This is a genomic window from Paractinoplanes toevensis (assembly GCF_018332695.1).
Taxonomy (GTDB): Bacteria; Actinomycetota; Actinomycetes; order Mycobacteriales; family Micromonosporaceae; genus Actinoplanes; species Actinoplanes toevensis.
The window spans coordinates 1-17,683 of the sequence record NZ_BOQN01000051.1 but is presented as its reverse complement, the minus strand read 5'-3'; the positions used below and the strand labels follow the sequence as shown (position 1 = coordinate 17,683).

Annotated in this window: 20 protein-coding genes; 10 read left to right on the top strand and 10 right to left on the bottom strand. The window is 70.6% G+C overall.

Annotation, left to right across the window (positions count from 1 at the left end):
- Positions 1-12: 12 nt before the first annotated feature.
- Both Ato02nite_RS19080 and Ato02nite_RS19075 read right to left on the bottom strand, forming a co-directional pair.
- A complete protein-coding gene (locus tag Ato02nite_RS19080; RefSeq protein WP_213007921.1) occupies positions 13-1,086 on the bottom strand; it encodes a tartrate dehydrogenase in 1,074 nt (357 codons plus the stop codon).
- Positions 1,083-1,769, bottom strand: coding sequence for a GntR family transcriptional regulator (locus Ato02nite_RS19075; RefSeq protein WP_213007920.1), 687 nt, complete (start codon positions 1,767-1,769; stop codon positions 1,083-1,085). Before Ato02nite_RS19075 ends, Ato02nite_RS19080 begins: the two co-directional genes overlap by 4 nt.
- Before the next feature lie 88 nt (positions 1,770-1,857).
- On the opposite strand from Ato02nite_RS19075, the gene Ato02nite_RS19070 reads away from it, so the two are divergent.
- The 4 genes from Ato02nite_RS19070 to Ato02nite_RS19055 are packed head-to-tail and all read left to right on the top strand — an operon-like array spanning position 1,858 to position 5,623.
- Complete coding sequence (locus Ato02nite_RS19070) at positions 1,858-3,090, top strand: MFS transporter (protein WP_213007919.1); 1,233 nt, start codon at positions 1,858-1,860, stop codon at positions 3,088-3,090.
- Complete coding sequence (locus Ato02nite_RS19065; protein ID WP_213007918.1) at positions 3,065-3,973, top strand: NAD(P)-dependent oxidoreductase; 909 nt, start codon at positions 3,065-3,067, stop codon at positions 3,971-3,973. Before Ato02nite_RS19070 ends, Ato02nite_RS19065 begins: the two co-directional genes overlap by 26 nt.
- Entirely contained in the window at positions 3,970-5,337 is a 1,368-nt protein-coding gene (locus Ato02nite_RS19060; RefSeq protein WP_213007917.1) for an acyclic terpene utilization AtuA family protein, read from the top strand. The genes Ato02nite_RS19065 and Ato02nite_RS19060 overlap by 4 nt, the downstream gene beginning before the upstream one ends.
- Positions 5,321-5,623 carry a DUF4387 domain-containing protein gene (locus tag Ato02nite_RS19055; protein ID WP_213007916.1) on the top strand — a complete coding sequence of 101 codons (303 nt, stop codon included), beginning with the start codon at positions 5,321-5,323 and terminating at the stop codon, positions 5,621-5,623. Before Ato02nite_RS19060 ends, Ato02nite_RS19055 begins: the two co-directional genes overlap by 17 nt.
- Before the next feature lie 12 nt (positions 5,624-5,635).
- On the opposite strand, the gene Ato02nite_RS19050 is transcribed toward Ato02nite_RS19055, so the two are convergent.
- The 8 genes from Ato02nite_RS19050 to Ato02nite_RS19015 all read right to left on the bottom strand — a co-directional run bounded on the left by Ato02nite_RS19050 (position 5,636) and on the right by Ato02nite_RS19015 (position 12,663).
- On the bottom strand, positions 5,636-6,286 hold the full coding sequence (locus tag Ato02nite_RS19050; RefSeq protein ID WP_213007915.1) for a PAS domain-containing protein: 651 nt from the start codon (positions 6,284-6,286) through the stop codon (positions 5,636-5,638).
- 71 nt (positions 6,287-6,357) lie between these two features.
- Positions 6,358-7,317: a cyclase family protein gene (locus Ato02nite_RS19045; RefSeq protein WP_213007914.1), complete on the bottom strand. Its 960-nt coding sequence runs from the start codon at positions 7,315-7,317 to the stop codon at positions 6,358-6,360.
- The gene (locus Ato02nite_RS19040) at positions 7,304-8,041 is read right to left on the bottom strand and encodes an IclR family transcriptional regulator (RefSeq protein ID WP_213007913.1); all 738 of its coding nucleotides are present in this window, start codon (positions 8,039-8,041) and stop codon (positions 7,304-7,306) included. The genes Ato02nite_RS19045 and Ato02nite_RS19040 overlap by 14 nt, the downstream gene beginning before the upstream one ends.
- A 30-nt stretch (positions 8,042-8,071) precedes the next feature.
- Positions 8,072-9,139 (bottom strand): extracellular solute-binding protein, encoded by a 1,068-nt coding sequence (locus Ato02nite_RS19035; protein WP_213007912.1) that lies wholly within the window; start codon positions 9,137-9,139, stop codon positions 8,072-8,074.
- A gap of 14 nt (positions 9,140-9,153) precedes the next feature.
- The gene (locus tag Ato02nite_RS19030) at positions 9,154-10,272 is read right to left on the bottom strand and encodes an ABC transporter ATP-binding protein (RefSeq protein ID WP_213007911.1); all 1,119 of its coding nucleotides are present in this window, start codon (positions 10,270-10,272) and stop codon (positions 9,154-9,156) included.
- A 9-nt stretch (positions 10,273-10,281) separates the two neighbouring features.
- Entirely contained in the window at positions 10,282-11,103 is an 822-nt protein-coding gene (locus Ato02nite_RS19025) for an ABC transporter permease (protein ID WP_213007910.1), read from the bottom strand.
- Complete coding sequence (locus Ato02nite_RS19020) at positions 11,100-11,945, bottom strand: ABC transporter permease (protein WP_213007909.1); 846 nt, start codon at positions 11,943-11,945, stop codon at positions 11,100-11,102. The genes Ato02nite_RS19025 and Ato02nite_RS19020 overlap by 4 nt, the downstream gene beginning before the upstream one ends.
- Positions 11,946-11,949: 4 nt before the next feature.
- Complete coding sequence (locus Ato02nite_RS19015) at positions 11,950-12,663, bottom strand: IclR family transcriptional regulator (RefSeq protein ID WP_213007908.1); 714 nt, start codon at positions 12,661-12,663, stop codon at positions 11,950-11,952.
- A 172-nt stretch (positions 12,664-12,835) separates the two neighbouring features.
- Between Ato02nite_RS19015 and Ato02nite_RS19010 the strand changes: the two genes are divergently transcribed.
- The 6 genes from Ato02nite_RS19010 to Ato02nite_RS18985 form a co-directional block, all read left to right on the top strand.
- Entirely contained in the window at positions 12,836-13,735 is a 900-nt protein-coding gene (locus Ato02nite_RS19010; protein ID WP_213007907.1) for a DUF6282 family protein, read from the top strand.
- Complete coding sequence (gene kce / locus Ato02nite_RS19005; RefSeq protein ID WP_213007906.1) at positions 13,735-14,652, top strand: 3,5-dioxohexanoate:acetyl-CoA acetone transferase; 918 nt, start codon at positions 13,735-13,737, stop codon at positions 14,650-14,652. The genes Ato02nite_RS19010 and kce overlap by 1 nt, the downstream gene beginning before the upstream one ends.
- Positions 14,649-15,542: a cupin domain-containing protein gene (locus tag Ato02nite_RS19000; RefSeq protein WP_213007905.1), complete on the top strand. Its 894-nt coding sequence runs from the start codon at positions 14,649-14,651 to the stop codon at positions 15,540-15,542. The genes kce and Ato02nite_RS19000 overlap by 4 nt, the downstream gene beginning before the upstream one ends.
- Positions 15,539-16,402 carry an HpcH/HpaI aldolase family protein gene (locus tag Ato02nite_RS18995; protein ID WP_213007904.1) on the top strand — a complete coding sequence of 288 codons (864 nt, stop codon included), beginning with the start codon at positions 15,539-15,541 and terminating at the stop codon, positions 16,400-16,402. Before Ato02nite_RS19000 ends, Ato02nite_RS18995 begins: the two co-directional genes overlap by 4 nt.
- A complete protein-coding gene (locus Ato02nite_RS18990) occupies positions 16,399-17,154 on the top strand; it encodes an SDR family NAD(P)-dependent oxidoreductase (RefSeq protein ID WP_213007903.1) in 756 nt (251 codons plus the stop codon). Before Ato02nite_RS18995 ends, Ato02nite_RS18990 begins: the two co-directional genes overlap by 4 nt.
- The coding region (locus Ato02nite_RS18985; RefSeq protein WP_213007902.1) for an iron-containing alcohol dehydrogenase at positions 17,147-17,683 on the top strand (537 nt) is incomplete at its 3' end. The genes Ato02nite_RS18990 and Ato02nite_RS18985, both read left to right, overlap by 8 nt.

Genomic DNA, 17,683 nt, shown 5'->3' with positions numbered 1-17,683 from the left:
TTACCGGCGCCGCTAGCGTTCGCGGACCCGCTCCGCGATCGCGTGACCGAGTTCGGCGGTGGTGCCGGTGCCGTGCAGGTCGGGGGTGAGGGGCGCGTCGCGCGGTCCGAACGCCAGCACGTCCTCGATCGCGCCGAGCAGGTGGGCGGCCGCCTCGGGGTGGCCGAGATGGTCGAGCATCAGCGAGCCGCACCAGATCTGGCCGACCGGGTTGGCGATGCCCTGGCCGGCGATGTCGGGGGCGGAGCCGTGCACCGGCTCGAACAGGCTCGGGCTCGCTCGGGTGGGGTTGATGTTGGCGCTCGGGGCGATGCCGAGCGTGCCGGTGCAGGCCGGGCCGAGGTCGGAGAGGATGTCGCCGAACAGGTTGCTGGCGACCACCACGTCGAACCACTCGGGGTGCAGCACGAACTGGGCGGCCAGCGCGTCGATGTGGAACTTGTCCACCCGTACACCCGGGAAGTTGTCTTTCATCGCGGCGACCCGCTCGTCCCAGTACGGCATCGAGATGGAGATGCCGTTGCTCTTGGTGGCCGAGGTCAGATGCCCGGCCTCGCGGCGGGCGGCCAGCTCGAACGCGTAGCGCAGGACCCGGTCGACGCCGACCCGCGTCATGATCGTCTCCTGGAGGACGGTCTCCCGGTCGGTGCCCTCGAAGATGCGGCCGCCGACGCTGGAGTATTCGCCCTCGGTGTTCTCCCGGATCACGACGAAGTCGATGTCGCCGGGCTCCCGGCCCGCGAGAGGGCTGCGCACGCCGGGCATGAGCCGGCAGGGGCGAAGATTTACGTACTGGTCGAAGGTGCGGCGGAACTGCAGCAGGCTGCCCCAGAGCGAGACGTGGTCGGGGACCACGTCGGGCCATCCGACCGCGCCGAAGTAGATGGCGTCGAAGCCGCGCAGCGTTTCCTCCCAGTCGGGCGGCAGCATCGTGCCGTGTCGCTGCCAGTAGCCGGCGCTGGCGAAGCTGAACTCCGCGAACTCCAGCGTGAGCCCGAAGCGGGCGGCGGTGGCGTCGAGCGCTTCCAGCCCGGCCGGGACGACCTCGGTGCCGATGCCGTCGCCGGGGATGACCGCGATCCTCATCGGGCTGCCCGCAGCGCCGCGAGACCGCCCTGCGAATCCTCGATCGCGATGCGCTCGGCGGCCACCTCGTCGCGGTCGCGCAGCGCCCGGACCAGGGCGCGGTGGCTGGTGTAACGCTCCAGGCCGAACGTCTCGTCGGCGGCCACCCGTTGCAGCAGCAGCTCGCGGCGCCGGGGCCGGCTGAACACCCGGCTCTGCTCGAGCATCCGGATCAGGACCGGGTTGTGGGCGCAGGCGTCGACGGCGTCGTTGAACTCCTGCATCGTGTCGAGCAGCACGTTGAGGTGCCGGTCGGCCGGCTGACCCAGCCGGCGTTTCTCCTTGGCCAGGATCAGCAGGTCGTCGGCGCGGTCGAGGAGCACGTCGAGAATGTCGAGCTGGGTGGACGTGGCGTGCCGGGCGGCGAACCGGGCCACCAGCCCGCGCAGGCCCACCTCCACCTCGGCGAGGTCGTCGATCGCGGCGTCGCGGATGGTGGCGACCAGCACCGTGCGCGGGCCGATCCGCTCGATGAGCCCGTCGAGCTCCAGCCGGCGCAGCGCCTCGCGGACCGGGGTGGGGCTGATCGCGAGTCGCTCGGCCATGCCGCGCTCGGTCACCTTGGCCCCCGGGGCGAGCTCGCCGGTGGCGATGGCGGTGCGGACGTCGCGGTACGCCTGATCGGCGAGCGTCTCGGTGGTCATGCCCGGCACTCTATCGCATTTCTCGGATGCACCCGTTGACGATTTTGCTGTAGCAAAGCTAGCGTGACGCCGGTCACCTGGAGGCGACATGGCGGAAACACACAACCGGAAGATCATCTTCTTCATCGCTCTGGCCCTGTTCGCGCAGGAGTCGACCTGGAACTTCTACGACAACCAGGTGCCCGCCCTGCTGCGCGAGCACATCACCAGCGCCGCGCTGGTCGGGATGTTGATGGGCATGGACAACCTGCTGGGGATCTTCATCCAGCCCTGGATCGGCAACCGGTCCGACAACACCCGCACCCGGTGGGGCCGCCGGATGCCCTACCTCGCGGTGGGCATGCCGATCGCCGCGCTGCTCTTCGTGCTGCTGCCGTGGACCACCTCGGTGCTGACGCTGATCGCGGTGATGTTCTGCTACGCGCTGGTCGCCAACACGATGCGGCCGCTCGCCGAGTCGCTGGTGCCCGACTTCATCTCGCCCGAGCGGCGCGGCCGGGCCAACGCCACCGTCAAGATCGCGACCTCGCTGACCATCATCGTCGCGTCCCTGATCAGCCTGCTGGTGGTCGACGACCACCCCCGCGCGGCGTTCGCGATCCCGGCCGCGATCATGCTGGCCGCCACCGGCGTACTGATCGTCAAGGTGCGCGACAACCGGTCCCGTGGCTACCAGGAGGCGCTCTCCCTCGAGGAAAAAGACGAGCCCAGGACGTCGCTGCGGCAGGTCGTGGCCGGGCTGGACCGCCGACGGTTGCTGCTCCTGCTGACCGTGCTGCTGTTCGGCGGGGCATGGTTCGCCTCCCGCTCACTGATGACCCCGTACGGGATGGAGGCTCTCGGTCTGACCCGCGGCGAAGCCGGCGGGCTCACCCTGCCCAGCGGCGTCGCCTACCTGCTCGCCGCCTACCCGGCCGCCCTGCTCGCCGAGCGGATCGGGCGGCTGCGCACGATCGCGCTCGGCATGACGGTCTTCGCGGTCGCGCTGGCGATCGGCTCGGTCGTGCAGAACCCCACCGCCACCGTGGTCCTGCTCTGCGTGGGCGCGGCCGGCGCGGCCGGGTTCTCGATCAACGCGGCGGTCGCGCTGTGGAACCTCGCGCCGTCCAGCCGCGTTCTCGGCGCCTACACCGGCCTGTACGCGGTCACCTGGTACCTCGGTGGCTTCGGTGGTCCCGCCCTGGTCGGCGCCATCGTCGACCTGACCGGCTGGTCCGGGATGCTGCTCGACATCGCCGCGCTGGCCGCCCTCGCCGTTCTCGTGATCATCCGCCTGGCCAAGATGGAGACGAAGGTTGCCGACCCTGCTCATCACCACTGACTACCTGGTGCCCGGCGACGAGGTGGACACCTACCTCACCGGCCTGGGCCACACCACCCGGCACGACCCGATGCGCGGCCGCCGCGACCCGGCGCAACTGGTCGCCGCGCTCGACGGCGTCGACGGGGCGCTGATCGCCAACGAGCCGATGACCGCCGAGGTGCTCGCCGAGGCGCGGAGCCTGCGGGCCGTCGTGCGCACCGGCGTCGGTTACGACTCGGTCGACGTGGCGGCCGCCGCCCGGCTCGGCATCACCGTCAGCAACCTGCCCGGGATCAACGCCAACGCGGTCGCCGAATACACGATCGCGCTGATCCTCGCCCAGGCGCGGAACCTGGTGCCGATGGCGGCCGGCGTCGCCGCCGGCGGCTGGCCCCGGCGGGACGGCTTCGAGCTGCGCGGCCGGACGCTCGGCATCATCGGGCGGGGCGCGGTGGCGCAGCGGGTGCGGCCACTTGCCGAGGCGTTCGGCCTGACCGTGCTGACCGGCCCGCTCGACGAGGTGCTGCGCGAGTCGGACTTCGTGTCGATCCACACCGCGCTCACCGACCGCACCCGGCACCTCATCGACGCCGCCGCGCTCGCCCGGATGAAGCCGACCGCCCACCTGATCAACACCGCCCGCGGCGGCATCGTCGACGAGGCCGCTCTCGCCGACGCCGTCCGGTCCGGGCGGATCGCCGGTGCGGCCCTCGACGTCGTCGAGACCGAACCCCTGCCGGCCGCCTCGGTGCTGCGCGGCGTCGACGGCATCACCGTCTACTCGCACATGGCCGGGCAGACCGCCGAGGCCCGGCGCGACGCCGGGCTGCGCGGCGCCGAGGAACTGGTGGCCGCGCTGGCCGGCCACCCCGCCCACCCGATCACAGGAGAAGACCGATGACCGTACGCGTTCTGGTGCCCACCGGCATGCTCGGCGGTGGCTTCCCGCCCGAGACCGTGGCGCGCGGCCTCGACCTGGGCGCCGACGTCATCGCCGTGGACGGCGGGTCCACCGACTCCGGCCCGTACTACCTGGGTTCGGGCATCGCCAAGACCGCCGCCGCGGCCGTCGCCCGCGACCTTCGGGTGCTGCTGCGCGCCGCGGCCACCGCCGGCATCCCGCTGATCGTCGGGTCGTGCGGCACCAGCGGCACCGACTCCGGCGTCGACTGGGTGGCCGGCATCGTCCGCGGCATCCTGGCCGAGGAGGGCCTGAGCCTGCGGGTGGCCACCATCTACAGCGAACAGCAGGCCGCCGACCTCAAGGAACACCTGCAGCAGGGCCGGGTGCACCCGTTGCCACCGGCCGGCGAGCTCGACCCGGAAACCCTGGAGAGCTGCCGGCACATCGTCGCGATGATGGGCCACGAGCCGATCGCCGAGGCCCTCACGGCCGGCGCCGACGTGGTGCTGGCCGGCCGGGCCACCGACACCGCGGTCGCCGCCGCCTTCCCGCTGCTGCACGGCATGCCGGCCGGTCCCACCTGGCACGCCGCGAAGATCGTCGAGTGCGGCGGGCAGTGCACCACCAACCCGCGGGCCGGGGGAGTGCTCGCCACCATCGACGCCACCGGCTTCACCATCGAGCCGCTCGACCCGGCCGTCGCCTGCACGCCGGCCTCGGTCGCCGCGCACATGCTCTACGAGACGGTCAACCCGTTCACCATGCGCGAGCCGGCCGGCACCATCGAGGTCGCCGATGCCCGCTACACCGCCCTCGACGACCGGCGGGTGCGGGTCGAGGGCTCCCGCTTCGAGCCGGCCGCGCAGTACACGAACAAGCTCGAGGGCGCCCGGATCACCGGCTACGAGACGATGTCGTTCACCGCGATCCGCGACCCGCACATCCTCGGCCAGATCACCACGTGGGCCACCCTGCTGCGCCGGATGATCACCACCTGGGTGCGGGACACGCTAGGGCTCGGCCCCGAGGAGTACGCCCTGGACATCCGCCTCTACGGCTACGACGCGATCCTCGGCGACCTCGATCCGGACACCCGGCCACCCCGCGAGGTCGGCGTGATGCTGCTGGTCAACGCGCCCGACCAGCAGACCGCCACGGCCGTCGCGAAGGTCGCCAACCCGCTCATGCTGCACCTGCCCACCCCGGACATGGACTACCTGCCCAGCCTGGCCTTCGCCACCTCACCGGCCGAGACCGAGCGGGGAGCGGCCTACGAGTTCGTCCTCAACCACGTGGTCGACGCCGCGCCGACCAGCCTGTTCCGTATCCACCTGGAGGACCGCGATGCGTACGGTAAATGATCTTTCCCGCGAGGTCCGTTCAAAGAACGCCGGCCCGTTCTGGGTGACCATGGAGGTGTTCCTGCACGACGCCGCCGGGTTAGCGGCGATCGCCTTCCTGGACGAGCGGGTGATCGCCGAGCTCTACCGGGTGCCGGAGGGCGACGTCCAGATCTTCCGGATCCCGTCGCTGAACGTCGTCAAGATCTCGTTCCCCCGCCCGGTCGTGCAGGGCAGCCTGCACGACCGCGACATGCACGCGGGCCAGCACCACGTCCCGCTGGCCACCCTGCCACTGCCCGGCTGAGCCGGAACGCCTCTACGCCTTCTCGTCGGAGGTGTCCAGGTCGAGGATGATCGTGCGGATCTGCTTGAGGGTGGTGTCGAGCGTCTCGATGGCGGTGCGGACCCGTTGTTCCGCCGTCGGGTTGGTGATGAGCCCGAGCGCGGCCTCCATCGTCATGGACGCCTCGAAGATCCGGTGGACGATCGTCTCGTGCATCGCGCCGGCGATGCGTTCCCGGTCGCTGAGCAGTTCGAGTCGGCGTACCTGCTCCTCCATCCGGCGACGGTCGGTGTCGTCCCGAGTGATCTTGGCGTACCCCTCGAGGCGGCCGTCCGTGCCGGTGATTGCCGTCAGCGTCACGTTGGCCCAGAACCGGCTGCCGTCCTTGCGGATCCGCCAGCCCTCGTCCCGGCTCTGTCCCTGGGCGGCCGCCGCGGCGAGTTCCCGCGCGGGTTTGCCGGCATTGACGTCCTCCGGCGTGAAGAAGACGGAGAAGCTCCGGCCGATGATCTCTTCGGCGGTGTAGCCCTTGATCCGCTGAGCGCCCCTGTTCCACGTCGTGACGACGCCGTCCGGCCTGAGCGCGAAGATCGCGTACTCATCGACGGCGTCGACCAACAGCGCGGCCAGGTGCGAACTGAGCTCGGCCGTTACCCCGAGTGGTGACCGCTCCGGGCTGTCCATGGTCTCTCCTCAGCCCTGTGCGCGAACCGTATTGAATTCGTCAATGTACAGCGGCGTGGGATCCGGGCGAATCACTTGAGGGCGAGAGCGTTCGGCGGGGAGCCGACGCCGCCCGGGATGTTGAGGGGCTTGGCGGTGAGGAAGAAGTCGTAGCGGCCGTCGGCGGCACAGTCGGCGGCCAGGTCGTCGAGTTTCCACAGTTCGCCTATAGCCATGCCGAGCAGGGCGATCAGCGGGCGGTGCAGCATGCCGCTGTGGTTGACGCCCTTCTCGGGCGGGCGTTCGCCGGGTGTCCGGAAGTCGGACTCGAGCACCGGGTCGGCCTCGACCGCCGGGGTGTCGCTGGCTACCAGGGCGATCTCGTGGTCCCAGAGCCAGCGCAGGATCTCGGTGCGCTGGGCCAGGCCGGGCGATCTGTTGCGGGTGTTGAACTCGGCGCGTTCGGCCGGCGACTTCGCGACGTAGTTGCCGGCCCAGCCGGTGCGCAGCAGCAGCATGTCGCCGCCGTGCCAGGTCACGCCCTGGGCGTCGGCGATGGCGTCGAGGGTCTTCGCGTCGAGCACCACCGTGGTCTCGCAGTCGAAGGACGGACCGAAGAAACGGGCCACGTCCAGCAGTACGCCGCGGCCCGCGATGCCGCTGTCGGCCCAGTTGTGGATGCCCAGCCGAGTGGAGTCGGCGTTGTTTTCGGCGGCCGGGAGCCCGTTGTAGAAGCCGTGTTCCGGGTGGCCGATGTGCCGCAGCGAGTCCAGTTGCGACGTCGACTGCAGGTAGAAGGAGTCGAGCCAGTCGTCGCGGTGGAACTCGTTGTTGGCGAAGACGTGGTGCCGGGTCGCGGGGCGGGTGCCGGTGGGGTACGGCTCGAACGCGTTCACCGGGTGGTCGAGGCTGAAGCGTTTCCCGTCGACGATCAGGCGGGCCGCGGCGGCCACCCGGGTCGGGGTGAGCAGGTTGATCGTGCCCAGCTCGTCGTCCCGGCCGAAGTGGTCCCAGCTGGAAAAGGGTGGTCCAAGTTCGTCATAACTCGGCATGGAAGCCCATCTCGTTGCTCAGCTCGGCCGCGGTGCCCTGCACCTGGTCGAGCACGGGGGAGAGGTCGGGCAGGTCGCCGGCGCCCAGGACGGCGACGGTGGCGCACAGCCCGTTCTCGTCGAAGATCGGGGCGGCGACCACGAACGGGCCGCCGCTGGGCCGGACGAAGGCGAAGCCGCGCTGGCGGGCCGAGTAGACCTCGGACTCGAGGCGGACCCGCTCGGCCGGTGACAGGCCGGCCGCGGCCGCGTCCATCGCCGCGGCGTCGGAGTGGGCCAGGAAGAGGTGGGTCTGGGCGGCGGTGGCGTCCAGCCGGGTGCCCGGGTGCACGGTGACCACCACCATCCGGCTGCTGTCCTCCTCGACCAGCGCGACCACCGGGCCCTGCGGGCCGCGGATGCTGAGCACCGCCGTCATCCGTACGGCGGCGCCCAGCTTGCGCAGGTGCGGGCGGGCGATCTCGACGACCCGCTGCCGGCCCAGCGCCAGGGTGCCCAGCTCCAGCATCAGCGGGCCGAGGGTGAACGTGCCCCGGCGGTCGCCGCGGGTGAGGATCCCGGCGGTCGCCATCGACGCGCAGTATCGGTAGGCGGTGGTGCGGTTCAGGCCGGTGCGTTCGGCGATGTCGGCGGCCGACAGTTCGACGACCCGAGGCCCGAAGAGCCCGCAGATCTGGGCAACGCGGGCGACGGCCTGGATGTCGGACGTGTCGGTGTTCGGCATCGCCAAATCCTAGTTCAGTAGGTGAACGTGTCAGCCGACCAGCCAGTTGCTGAGCTTGGTGGTCGCCTGGTCGAAGTTCTTGGCATACCAGTCGATGTCCTGCAGCACGGTCTCCCCGGTGTTGGCCGGCCCGTACACCTCGACCTTCTTGGCGTTGTCGGAGAGATCGGGTTTCGCCGCCTTGTTCACCGGGGCGGTGCCGAGCGCCTCGGAGATGCCGGCCACCTGCTCCGGGCCGGCCAGGGTCTTGATGAACTCCTGCGCGGCCGCCTTGTGCGGGGAACCCTTGGGGATGGCGAAGCCGTTGATCGCGGCGACCGTCTTGTCCCAGACCATGGTGACCTTGGTGCCGTCGTTCATCAGCGGCACGAGCCGGGAGTCCGGCAGGATGAACATGTCCACCTGCTTGGCGCCGACGGCCTGCTGGAGTGCACCGACGTTCGGGGCGAACAGGGTGTTGTCCCGGATCGTGTCGAGCTTCTTCAGCGACCGGTCGATGTCCAACGGGAACAGCTGGTTCGGGGCCACCCCGTCGGCCAGCAGCGGATATTCCAGGATGCCGTTCTGCAGGTTGGTCAGCATGCCCCGCTTGCCGGGGAACTTCCGCAGGTCGAAGAAGTCCTCGACGGTCTTCGGCGCCTTGGCCGGGTCGGGGAACGCGTCGGTGCGGTAGGCGATCGGGTTGGCGTTGATGAAGTTGCCGATGTAGCACTTGCCGATCGTGCCGGGCACCAGGCTCGACGGGTCCACGCTGGAGAGGTCCAGCTCCTCGAAGAGGGTGCCGCAGTTCTGGGTGGCGGCGGCCGGCGCGACCGAGACCAGGTCCCACTTCACCGACTTGCTCATCACCTGCGCCTTCACCTGGGACAGGTCGGGCGGGGAGGTGTTGACGAAGCTGACGTTGGCGTGCGTCACGGTGTACGGCTGCTGGTAGATCTTGATCATGGCGTCCTGGCCGGCGCCGCCGTAGGCGGTGAACGTCAGGGTCACCTTCGCGTTGGGGTCGGACGAAACCTGCTCGCCGCCACCGCAGCCGGCGAGAACGGCGACGGCCAAACCGGCACTGAGGACGGGGAAAAGGCGGGTTCGAGTGGACACCACTGTCACTTCCTTCACAAAGTGGCGACGATGTGCTGGCGGGCGACCGGCCACCAGGCGGTAACGGCCTGGCCGGGGCGGAAATCGGCGGCCAGGGCGTCGAGGCGGGCCCGCCCGGCCACGCCGTCGTGGCCGAGCGCGAGCACCGCGGTGCGGTAGGCACCCATGTATTCGATGTCGCGGATGGTCGCGGTCACCGCGTTGGCATCGGCCGGGACGGCGCCTTCCAGCCGTACGTCCTCGGGCCGGACGACCAGCGCGACGTGATCGCCGGCCGCCGCCCGCGCGGAGACGGTCGACCTGTCGACCGTCCAGATGTTGTCCTCCCAGGCGAACGTCCCGTCCGGCGCCGGGGAGGCGTCGAAGACGTTGGAATCGCCCAGGAAGGTGGCCGTGAACAGGGTCTCCGGCCGCTGGTAGAGATCTTCCGGGGTGCCGACCTGCTCGATCCGGCCGTTGTTGAAGAGTGCGATGCGGTCGGACAGGTTCATCGCCTCCTCCTGGTCGTGCGTGACGAAGACGAAGGTGGTGCCGACCTCGCGGTGGATCCGGTGGATCTCGGCCTGCAACGTGCCGCGCAGGTTGCGGTCGAGCGCGCCGAGCGGCTCGTCGAGCAACAGCGCGTTCGGGCCGAACACGATCGCGCGGGCCAGCGCGACCCGCTGCTGCTGCCCGCCGGACAGCTGCGCCGGATGGTGGTTGTCGCGGCCGGTGAGCTGGACGAGTTCGAGCACCTCGGCCACCTTGCGGGCGATCTCCGGCTTGGCGAGCTTGCGCTCGCGCAGCGGGTAGGCGACGTTCTGGGCGACCGTCAGGTGCGGGAAGAGCGCGTAGTTCTGGAAGAGCATGCCCAGGTTGCGCTTGTGCGGCGGCAGGTTGCTGACGTCGGTGCCGTCGAACGCGATCGACCCGGCGGTGAGCGTCTCGAACCCGGCGATCAGGTTGAGCGTGGTCGTCTTGCCGGAGCCGCTCGGCCCGAGCAGCGTCATGAACTCGCCCGGCTCGATGGTCAGCGAGACGTCGTCGACGGCCGGCGCGGCCAGCCCGTAGTCCTTGGTGACGCCGGCCAGCCGGATCTGGGTGCCGGTGCGCGCGGGTGCCGTCGGCTCGGTGTGCGAGATGAGAGTGGGCATCGGGAGCTCCTAACGGTTCCGCCGCCGGCCGCCCACGAACTGCAGGACGAGGCAGATGGTGGTGACGGCGGTGACCACGACGCTGGACGAGGCGGCGATGGTGGGGTCGATCTCGACGGTGACGCTGTTGTACATCTGCACCGGCAGCGTCTGCAGGGCCGGCGAGCGCAGGAAGAGCGCGATGACCACCTCGTCGAAGGAGGTCACGAACGCGAACACGGCGCCGGTGACGATGCCGCGGCTGATCAGCGGCATCGTGACGGTCAGGAAGGCGCGCAGCGGCGGGGCGCCGAGCGAGGCCGACGCCCGCAGCAGCTTCGGATCGAAGCCACCGAGCGCGCCGGTCACCGAGATCAGCACGAACGGCACCCCGATGGCCGCGTGGGCGAGCACGTAACCGCCGAGCGTGCCGACCAGCCGCCACTGGAGGAAGGAGATGTAGACCGCGACGGCCAGGACGATCGCCGGCGTGACGATCGAAACCATCAGGAGGGTACGGGCGAAGCGCGCGAGCCGGCCGGTGAGGTTGTGCAGGCCGATCGCCGCGGCGGTGCCGACCACCGTGGCCAGCAGCGCCGCGAGCAGTGCGATCAGCACCGAGTTGCGCAGCGCGTCGAGCCAGACCGGGTTGGTGAAGAAGTTCTGGTAGAGCCGGAGCGAGAAACCGCGCGGCGGGAACTGGAACGTGGTCGCCGTGCTGAAGCTCATCGGGATGACGAACAGGGTGGGCAGGACGAAGTAGAGCGCCACCGCGAGGCCGACGAGCTTGAGCCACCAGGGGATGGGGTCGACCTTCGTCGCCCGGCGCGGCTTTTCCAGGGTGACGGTCATGAGCGGGCGCCTTTCGCCGGGGCCGCGGCCACCAGACCGATCGCCGAGATGGTGCCGCCGAGCCGGTTGGCCCAGGCCACCAGGGCCAGGGTGACGACCAGGACGAGCATGCCGAGCGCGCCGGCGCCCTCGAAGTCGAGCAACTGGGTGGTGCGCTGGCCGAGCAGTTGCGCGACCAGCGACTGCTGGGGCGCGCCGACCAGGGCCGGGGTGACGTAGAAGCCGAGGCTGAGCGTGAAGACCAGGATCAGGCCGGCCACCACGCCACCGCGGGACAGCGGCCAGTAGACCTTCCAGAACGCCCTCACCGGGTGCGAGCCGAGGCCGCGGGCGGCCAGCAGCAACCGCCGGTCGATGCCGCTGAGCGCGCTGAACAGCGGCAGCACCATGAACGGCAGCAGCACCTGGCTCATCGCGATCGCCACCCCGGCCACCGACTGGTAGAGCACCAGGTCCCAGCCGAACAGCCGGAAGAACGAGTTCACCGGCCCGCCGCGCTGCAGGATGATCACCCACGCGAAGTTGCGGGCCATCACCGAGGTCCAGAACGGCACCAGGACGATCACCATCAACAGGCCGCGCAGGCGCGGCTCGACCCGGGTCATCAGATACGCGTACGGGTAACCGAGCAGCACCGCGATCAGGGTGACCACGGCCGCCGTGGCCGCGGTGCGGGCCAGCACGGTCAGCGTGACGCCGTCGGTGAACAGCGACTTGTAGTGCTCCAGGCTTCCGCCGGCGACGCTGAGCTTCAGGCTTCGGCCCAGGGGCACCAGCAGGACGGCCGCGAGCAGCGCGAGCGCGGGCAGCACGAGCAGCCACTGCTTCGCCTTGGCTTGCATGTCCTCACATCCTCGCGATCAGGGAACTGAAGTTCTGGGCGGCGCTCTCCAGCTGCCGGACCCGCTGGGCCGCCCGGTCGGAGGTGCGCAGCATCGCGGTGGTGCCGATCATCGCCATCGCGGCCTGCACGTCGTGCTGCCCGAAGATCGGGACGGCGACCGAGGCGAGACCGTCGTGGCCGAGGTCGCCCCAGGCCATCCGGTCGCGGCGGGCGGCGGCCAGCACCTCGTACTCCTGGGCGGCCTGGGTCGTGCTGAGGCCGGCGTGCGCGCGGGTCATCGCCGAGCTGTCGGCCTGGAAGGCCAGCAGCACCCGGGACTGGGCGGCCTTGAGCTCGAGCACCGTGCCGATCCGTACGGTCAGGACGATCGTGCCCTCGCCCTCCTCGACCAGGGTGACCACCGCCCCGGCCAGGCCCAGGAAGCTCAGCACCGTGGTCAGCCCGGTCTCGTCGGAGAGCCGCCGCATGATCGGCGGGGCCAGCGACAGGATCTGCTGGCGCACCGAGACCAGCGCGGAGAGCTGGTCGAGCAGCGGTCCGGGGCCGAAGGTGGCGCCCAGGAAGCCGGCCCGCTGCAACGACGAGAGGTAGCGGTGGGCGGTCGTCCGGTTGAGGCCGAGCCGCTCGCTCACCAGCGCCGGCGTGAGGCTGCGGGTGTTCTGGTCGAGCAGGGCGAGCACGGCGGCCGCGCGCTCGATCGACTGGATGTCGCTCATCGGTTCCTCCCTCCCGTCGGCGTCGTGCCGATCAGTAGAGCAGCCGATTGTTCATTATGCAATCGTCAAATCCGCATAGTGAACGAAACCTGGTCGCTACGGGCTGGACACCGGGTTCATGCGTGCGTAGCTTGAACTTCGAGTTCGAGATACGAACATTAGGAGGCCCTGGATGGACATCGCGCCCGGACTGCTGAAGGTTCTCGACGGCACGGTCGACCTCCACTGCCACTCCGGCCCGAGCCCGTTCCCCCGCCGGTTCGACCACGTCGAGGCGTCGCACGACGGCGCCCGCATCGGCATGCGCGCGATCCTCGTCAAGTCGCACCACCACAACACGGTGATGGACCTGCTGGCGATGAAGACGCAGCTGGCGGACGCGCCGACACCGATGTACGGGGGAGTGGCGCTCAACAGCGAGGTCGGCGGGATCAACCCGTCCGCGGTGGCGGTCGCCATCAACATGGGCGGCCGGTGCGTGTGGGGGCCGACCGTCTCGGCCGGGCAGCACATCCGCGCCCACAGCCACGACGACGGCTTCCCCAGCGCGACCGGCAACCTCTACGAGAAAGAGGTGTCGATCTTCGACGGGACCGGGGACATCTCGGCCGACACCGACCTGGTCACCCGCCTGGTCGCGGACGCCGGCATCCTGCTCAGCGGCGGCCACCTGGACGGGCCGTCGATGACCGCGTTCTTCAAGACGGCCAGCGGCAACGGCGTCAAGCGGCTGCTGCTGCACCACCCCGACTTCATCGTCAACGCGGCCGAGACCGACATCGAGGAGATGCTCGGGTACGGCGCGTTCGTCGAGCACGAGCTGTCCATGTACCACCCCGACGTGCCGGCCCCGCGCTGGCCGATCGAGCAGCTCGTCGATTGGATCCGCAAGATCGGCCCGGAGCGTACGGTCCTCGACTCCGACCTCGGCCAGCAGGGCAACCCGCTGCCGGTCGACGCCTACCTGCTGATCATCCAGCAGTTGCTCGACCACGGGATCCCGGCCACCGACATCCGCCAGATGATCTGCCGCAACACGGCCTACCTGCTCGGTCTCGAGGAGACGAACTGATGCGCCGGGCCGGCAAGGTCATCATCACCACGGCGGTGACCGGCTCGGTGAACGTCCCCTCGCAGAGCCCGCACCTGCCGCTGACCGCCGAGGAGGTGGTCGAGGCGGCGGTCGGCGCGGTCGAGGCCGGCTCGGCCGTCGTCCACCTGCACGCCCGCCACCCCGACGGGCGGCCGGCCTGGGAACCGGAGATCTTCGAGCGGATCGTGCCGCCGATCCGGGAGCGCACCGGCGCGGTCATCAACATCACCACCGGCGGCTCGTCGCAGATGACGATGGACGAGCGGCTGGCCGCGGCGACCCGCTTCGCGCCCGAACTGGCCTCGCTGAACATGGGCTCGATGAACTTCGTCTACTCCGGCATCGCCGACCGGGTGACCACCTGGAAACACGACTGGGAGAAGCAGTACGTCCTGAACACCTACTCCCACCCGTTCATCAACACGTTCGACCGGATCGAGCACACGCTGCGCACGCTGAGCGCCGTGGGCACCCGGTTCGAGTTCGAGTGCTACGACATCGGGCACCTCTACTCGCTGGCCTACTTCGCCGACCGGGGCCTGGTGGAGGCGCCGCTGCTCATTCAAGGCGTGTTCGGCATCCTCGGCGGCATCGGCGCCGACCACGAGAACCTCGAACACATGGTCCGGATCGCGGACAAGCTGTTCGGCGACGACTACGCGTTCTCCGCGTTCGCGGCCGGCCGCGACCAGATGCAGTTCGGGACGCACAGCGCCTGGCTCGGCGGGCACGTCCGGGTCGGCCTCGAGGACAGCCTGTGGATCGGCAAGGGCCGCCTGGCCGAGAGCAACGCCCAGCAGGTCAACAAGATCCGTGGCGTCATCGAGGACCTCGGCAAAAAGATCGCCACTCCCGACGAGGCCCGAGCCATCCTCGGCCTGAAAGGACGCTCATGAGCACCTACGCCGCCGACGACATCCGGTCCAAGCTCGCCACCGCCGGGCCGGCCCTCTCGGGCCCGATCAAGGCGTCCCAGTGGATCGAGTTCCTCACCTACGAGCCGACCGTTCTGGACGGCACTCGCACCTGGTTCGCCCGGGCCGCCAACCTGGTGATCGCCTACAGCTACGCCAAGGCCGGCGACGTCTTCCGCCGCGTGGGTCAGCCCGACGAGTACGCCGTCCTGATGTACTCGGAAAGCGCGCCGGTGACCGTCACCGCCGGGGGCGAGACCTCGTCGATCGCCGAGGAGGCGTTCGTGGTCGTCCCGCCCGGCGACAGTGCCGTCACGGCCGACGGGGACGGCGTACTCATCCGGCTCTTCTCGTCGGTGGCGGACGACCTGACCGCTCTGGCGGTGAATGCCGACGCCTACGCCGAACCGGACCTGCGGGCCGCGCCGCTGGTGCCCTGGCCCGACCCGGTCGGCGGGTTCCGCTTGCGGGTCTACCGCCTGGCCGACACCCCGATCGTCGAGGGCCGCTTCGGCCGGATCTTCCGCACCACCAACCTGATGGTCAACTTCCTGGCCGAGGAACCGGCGCCGCGCAACGCCCGCAAGCTGTCCCCGCACCACCACGACGACTTCGAGCAGATCTCGCTCGCCGTCAAAGGCACGTTCGTGCACCACATCCGCTACCCGTGGGGCCCGGACTCGTTGTCGTGGCGCCCGGACGAGCACGGCGAGATCCCGGCCCCGTCGATCTGCGTGATCCCCCCGCCCACCGTGCACACCACCCAGGGCATCGGCCCGCACCAGCAGCTGATCGACATCTTCTCGCCGCCCCGCACCGACTTCTCCGCCTCGGGCTGGGTGCTCAACGCCGACGATTACCCCGCGCCGTGACGGGCTTCATCACCGGCCGTGGCACCGGGCCGGACGGCGGGTCTGGTGCCGGGCCGGACGGCGGGTCTGGTGCCGGGCCGGACGGCGGCTCTGTCCGCGGCCGGGTCGCCGGCCTTCTGGCGGGCGGGCGTGGGCCGGCGCTCGGCACCTGGATCAAGATCCCGGCGATGGAGATCATGGAGTTGGTCGCGCTGGCCGGCTTCGACTTCGTCGTCATCGACCTGGAGCACTCGCCGATCAGCGTCGAGACGGCCTACCGCCTGATCGGCACCGCGCTGCACACCGGCGTCGCGCCGATCGTCCGCGTCCCCGGCATCGGCGACGGCCTGGCCCAGCGGGTTCTCGACGCTGGTGCCGCCGGAATCATGGTCCCGCACGTCGACACTGTCGAGCAGGCGCGGGCCGCGGTGCGTGCGGTCCGCTTCCCGCCGCTCGGCGCCCGCGGCGTCGGCTCGACCGGCCGGGCCGGCGCCTGGGGCCTCCGGTCCCGCGCGGATTACCTGCGCTACGGCCGGGAGGAGGTCGTGCTGATCGCTCAGATCGAGAGCGCCGAGGGTGTCCGCAACGCCGGCGAGATCGCGGCGGTCGAGGGGGTTTCCGCACTGCTCGTCGGCGCCGCCGACCTGTCGGTGAGCGAGGGCCGCACCGAGTCCGACCCGGAGATCGTCGAAATGATCGCCTCTGTCGTCAAGGCGTCCGGAGTTCCGGTCGGCAACGCCGGGGGTGCTACCGCCGCGTCGGTTCGTGCGGCCATCGAGGCCGGATTCACTTTCACCATGCTCAGCAACGACGCGAGTCTCTTCGGGGCGGCCGCGAAAGCGGCCGTCGAGGCGGCTCGCGGAGAGGAATTCCCCGCATGAACGAACTACTTTCCGGCAAGGTCATCCTGGTGGTCGGGGCCAGCGCCGGGATCGGGGCCGATGCCGCCCGGGCCTTCGCCGCCGACGGGGCCTCGCTGATGCTGGTGGCCCGGTCCGAGGGGCCACTCGCGGAGATCGCGGCCGAGCTGGCGAAGGACGGCCGCGAGGTCGCCTGGACGACCGGCGACGTATCGAAGGCCGAGGACGTGCGCCGGGTCGTCGACGCGACCGTCGCGCGGTTCGGGCGGCTCGACGGAGCGTTCAACAACGCGGCCACCACCCAGGGCGGGCGGCTCGACCGGGTGTCCGAGGAGGACTTCGACCGGCTGATGGCGGTCAACGTCAAGGGGACGTGGCTGCTCATCCGGGAGGAGGTGCGGGTGATGGAGCCGCGCGGGGCCGGGTCGATCGTCAACATGAGCAGCATCGGTGGGCTGCGGGGCAGCTCCGGGATGGGTGCCTATCAGGCCAGCAAGCACGCGGTCATCGGGCTCACCCGCACCGCGGCGCACGACTTCGGGCCGCTCGGGATCCGGGTCAACGTGATCGCACCCGGGCCGACCGAGACACCGATGCTGGATCAGACCCGGCTGGCCATTCCGGGCGGGGTCGAGGCGCGGATCGCGGCCACCCCGCTGCGCAAGGCGGGCACCGGGGCGGAGGTCGGCGCGGCGGCCTCGTTCCTGCTCAGTGACCGGGCCAGTCATGTCAGCGGGGTCATCCTGCCGGTGGACGGTGGTTTCGTTGCCTGACCTCGGAACGCTGCGGCTGCCGGCCCGGGTGCACTTCGGCTACGGGGCCCGCGCCCAGCTTCTGCCGGTGGTGCGGGTGCACGGCCGGCGGGTCCTCGCCGTCGTCGACCCGTTCCTGCTCGGCACGCGGTTCTTCGACGAGACCGTCGGCGCGCTCACCGCGGCCGGGCTCGACGTGCGGGTCCACTCGGAGATCACACCCGAGCTGCCGGTCGGCACCCTGGATGCGGCCGGCGCGATGGCCCGGGACGTCGACCCCGACGTCATCGTGGCGATCGGCGGGGGCAGTGCGCTCGACGCGGCCAAGCTGATCGCGCTGCTCGCGGTGTACGACGGGCCGCTCAGCCGGTACTACGGCGAGAACCTGGTGCCCGGGCCGGTCACGCCGGTGGTGGCGCTGCCGACCACGGCCGGCACCGGCTCCGAGGTCACCCCGGTGGCGGTCATCTCCGACCCGGGCCGGGAGCTCAAGGTGGGCATCTCCAGCCCGTTCCTGGTCCCGGCCGCGGCGATCGTCGACCCGGAGTTC

Coding starts and splice junctions, on each gene's coding strand:
- Ato02nite_RS19080 (WP_213007921.1), bottom strand. CDS start 1,086: ATGAGGATCGCGGTCATCCCCGGCGACGGCATCGGCACCGAGGTCGTC.
- Ato02nite_RS19075 (WP_213007920.1), bottom strand. CDS start 1,769: ATGACCACCGAGACGCTCGCCGATCAGGCGTACCGCGACGTCCGCACC.
- Ato02nite_RS19070 (WP_213007919.1), top strand. CDS start 1,858: ATGGCGGAAACACACAACCGGAAGATCATCTTCTTCATCGCTCTGGCC.
- Ato02nite_RS19060 (WP_213007917.1), top strand. CDS start 3,970: ATGACCGTACGCGTTCTGGTGCCCACCGGCATGCTCGGCGGTGGCTTC.
- Ato02nite_RS19055 (WP_213007916.1), top strand. CDS start 5,321: ATGCGTACGGTAAATGATCTTTCCCGCGAGGTCCGTTCAAAGAACGCC.
- Ato02nite_RS19050 (WP_213007915.1), bottom strand. CDS start 6,286: ATGGACAGCCCGGAGCGGTCACCACTCGGGGTAACGGCCGAGCTCAGT.
- Ato02nite_RS19045 (WP_213007914.1), bottom strand. CDS start 7,317: ATGCCGAGTTATGACGAACTTGGACCACCCTTTTCCAGCTGGGACCAC.
- Ato02nite_RS19040 (WP_213007913.1), bottom strand. CDS start 8,041: ATGCCGAACACCGACACGTCCGACATCCAGGCCGTCGCCCGCGTTGCC.
- Ato02nite_RS19030 (WP_213007911.1), bottom strand. CDS start 10,272: ATGCCCACTCTCATCTCGCACACCGAGCCGACGGCACCCGCGCGCACC.
- Ato02nite_RS19025 (WP_213007910.1), bottom strand. CDS start 11,103: ATGACCGTCACCCTGGAAAAGCCGCGCCGGGCGACGAAGGTCGACCCC.
- Ato02nite_RS19020 (WP_213007909.1), bottom strand. CDS start 11,945: ATGCAAGCCAAGGCGAAGCAGTGGCTGCTCGTGCTGCCCGCGCTCGCG.
- Ato02nite_RS19015 (WP_213007908.1), bottom strand. CDS start 12,663: ATGAGCGACATCCAGTCGATCGAGCGCGCGGCCGCCGTGCTCGCCCTG.
- Ato02nite_RS19010 (WP_213007907.1), top strand. CDS start 12,836: ATGGACATCGCGCCCGGACTGCTGAAGGTTCTCGACGGCACGGTCGAC.
- kce (WP_213007906.1), top strand. CDS start 13,735: ATGCGCCGGGCCGGCAAGGTCATCATCACCACGGCGGTGACCGGCTCG.
- Ato02nite_RS19000 (WP_213007905.1), top strand. CDS start 14,649: ATGAGCACCTACGCCGCCGACGACATCCGGTCCAAGCTCGCCACCGCC.
- Ato02nite_RS18990 (WP_213007903.1), top strand. CDS start 16,399: ATGAACGAACTACTTTCCGGCAAGGTCATCCTGGTGGTCGGGGCCAGC.